3 protein-coding genes and 1 pseudogene are annotated in these 2,776 nt (G+C 72.5%); 1 reads left to right on the forward strand and 3 read right to left on the reverse strand.

The annotated features are described in order from the left end of the window. A pseudogene (locus tag G3I42_RS26135) lies at nucleotides 1-181 on the reverse strand (hypothetical protein); the annotation flags it as partial. Then, entirely contained in the window at nucleotides 178-975 is a 798-nt protein-coding gene (locus G3I42_RS26140; protein WP_164289902.1) for a phosphatase PAP2 family protein, read from the reverse strand. The gene G3I42_RS26140 and the pseudogene G3I42_RS26135, both read right to left, overlap by 4 nt. Before the next feature lie 272 nt (nucleotides 976-1,247). On the opposite strand from G3I42_RS26140, the gene G3I42_RS26145 reads away from it, so the two are divergent. Beyond that, entirely contained in the window at nucleotides 1,248-1,907 is a 660-nt protein-coding gene (locus tag G3I42_RS26145; protein WP_164289904.1) for a TetR/AcrR family transcriptional regulator, read from the forward strand. 187 nt (nucleotides 1,908-2,094) lie between these two features. Here the strand turns inward: G3I42_RS26145 and G3I42_RS26150 are convergent. Continuing rightward, nucleotides 2,095-2,776: hypothetical protein (locus G3I42_RS26150; protein WP_164289906.1), on the reverse strand; the 682-nt coding region annotated here is incomplete at its 5' end.

Genomic DNA, 2,776 nt, shown 5'->3' on the forward strand with positions numbered 1-2,776 from the left:
GCGCGCCGCCCGCGTTGAGCCCGACCGCCGCCCACCACGCGCTGTTGGCGAGCAGGCGCAGCCCGCCGCCGTGGCCCTGCGCGGCGGTCCGTGCCGCGAGACGTTCCTGGGCGACGGCCGCCGCCGCGTAGGCGACGGCCGAGACCAGCGAGAGCGCGACCGCGAGGAGGGTGGCGGTCATCGACTCGCACCGTGCGGGAGGAGCCGCCGCAGGGGCGGGCGCGGAACGGGGCGGGGGCGGGAGAGCCGGGCCGAGGGGCGCGGGACGACGAGCAGGGCGATGCCGAGGAGGGCGGAGGCGACGAGCACGTCCATCCAGTAGTGGTTCGCGGTGCCGACGATGACCAGGAGCGTGGTCGCGGGGTGCAGCAGCCACAGCCAGCGGGCCCGGTGCCGCCCCGCGGCGATGAAGCCGATCGCGACCATGAGGGCCCAGCCGAAGTGCAGGGAGGGCATCGCGGCGAACTGGTTGGAGACCGAGTCGGTCTGCGGCGTCGAGCCGTAGACCGTGGGCCCGTAGACGAGCCCGGTGTCCATGAGGTGGGTCGCGGCGAGCATCCGCGGGGGCGCGAGCGGGAAGAGGAGGTGCCCGGCGAGCGCGATGCCGGTCACGACCGCGAGGACGCGGCGCGACCACACGTAGTGCGCGGGCTTCTTCCAGTAGAGCCAGACGAGGAAGGCGAGCGTGAGCGGGAAGTGCACGGTCGCGTAATAGGTGTTCGCGAGGTGCACGAGGCTGTCGCTGTGCAGCAGCAGCCCCTGGATGTCCGTCTCGCTCGGCAGGCGGAGATACCGTTCCAGATCCCATATGTGATCCGCGTTACGGTAAGCCTCCGAAATGTGACCGTTCGCCAGTTTCCGCCCCAATTTGTATATGAGGAAGAGTCCGACGACGAGCAGCAGTTCGCGGACGAGGGGCGGTCGGGCAGTGGTGTCCGGCTCCCGTGTCGCGGACCTGGAACGGGCGGTACTCATGCCCGGGGCCCCTTTGACGTGACGACTTGGTGGTGCGGTGGGGGCAGGGATGACCCCTGGAGCCCAGCGGTACGCCAGTGTACCGGTACGACATCGTATCGGTACACTTTCGTATCGGTACACAGGCGTACCGGTACAGTGGCGTATCGATACGCCAGCGTACCGGTACACTGGCGTACTGGACGAGTGAAATACGCCGCTCGTCCCGCGGCACGACCCGCCGCGGACCGCCGTGGAGCCATGGACCGCCGCCGGAGGACGAGGAGAGCGCGATGACCGCCCAAGCCGCCGAAGTCACCGACGAGAACCCTGCCGCCTCGCGCCGGTCCAAGCTCACGCCCGAGCGTGAGCAGGAGTTCTACGAGGCGGTGCTCGACCAGATCAGGCGCTGCGGCTACGACGCGCTGACGATGGAGGGCATCGCGCTGCGCACCCGGTGCAGCAAGTCCACGCTCTACCGGCAGTGGCGCACCAAGCAGCAGTTCGTCGCCGCCGCGCTGCGCGCCCACAGCAGGGAGTGCTTCAGCGGCATCGACACCGGCAACCTGCGGGACGACCTGCTCGCCGCCGCGCGCGCGGCGGGCAGCGGCCGCTTCGGCGACACGCTGCTCGTCCAGGCGATGGCCCAGGCGGCGCTCCACGACCCGGAGCTGAAGAAGGTCCTGCGCGAGACGCTCCTCGATCCCGAGCTGGCCGCGATCGGCGCGATGCTCGACCGCGGAGTGGCGCGCGGGGAGCTGCGCGCCGACCACCCCGCGCGCCCGTACGTCGCCTCGCAGCTCCTCGGGGTGCTGCGGATGCGCGCCTTCGTCGACGGCAAGCACGCGGACACCGCGTACATGGAGCGCTTCGTGCGCGCGGTGCTGCTGCCCGTCCTCGGCCTGGAGGCCCCGGAGGCGGCGGGGGAGCGGGAGACGGGCGAGAGCCCCTAGAGACCGGCGGTCGTCGTACCGGCGGATGATGGACGACGACGCGCCCGCGCCGCACCGTGGGGACGGGGGCGGCGCACCCGGGCCCGGTGGCCCTTCCCAATGAGCGGTGGGAAGGGCCACCGGGCCCTTTTCCTGGCGTCACGGGGGCATGCCGCCCGTGCGTGAGACGTGCCCTTGTGCCCGCGGTTCAGGCGTTCTCGCCCGTGCCGCCGCCCGACGTCGCGGCCTCGCCCGCCTTGATGCCGTCGAGCAGTTCGTCGAGCACCGAGAGCTTCGGCGCGTCGTCGCTGATGTCGAGCCCGACGCGCAGCACGACCATCTGCTTCGTGGTGGGGGAGGGGAAGGCGACGGTCTCGGCGTAGCCGTCGGGGCCCTTGCTCGTGACCACCTTCCACCGCACGAGGTAGCCCTCGCTGCCCGCGATCTTCACCGCCTTCGCCGTGTCCACGCTGTGCGAGGTGATGTCCCCGTACGCGCCGCCGCCGTAGGAGTCCTCGGCGTTCTTCGCGATGTCCGCCTTCGCGATCTCCTCCGCGGTCTTCGCGGTGATGCCGAGGGCGGCGGCCGGCACCGACTGGATGCCGCCGTGCACGCAGCTGTCCTCGTCGCCCGCGGAGGGGTCCGGTACCGGGCAGGCGTAGGTGCCGGCGTCGACGGAGGCGCCCGTGGTGAGGCTCTGGCCCTCCCAGCCCTTCGGCACGGGGATGCGCAGGCCGTTGACGAGGTCGGGCACCGTGCCCGAACGCACCGTCCCGCTCCCGCCGCTCCCCTCGTCGCCCCCGCCGCCCCCGCCGCGCTGGCGCGGTGCCGTGGAAGGGTCCTCGCCGCGCGGCGCGCCCGGCTCGCGGGGTGCGGAGGCGGCCGGGCTC

This window comes from Streptomyces sp. SID11385, assembly GCF_010548245.1.
Lineage (GTDB): Bacteria > Actinomycetota > Actinomycetes > Streptomycetales > Streptomycetaceae > Streptomyces.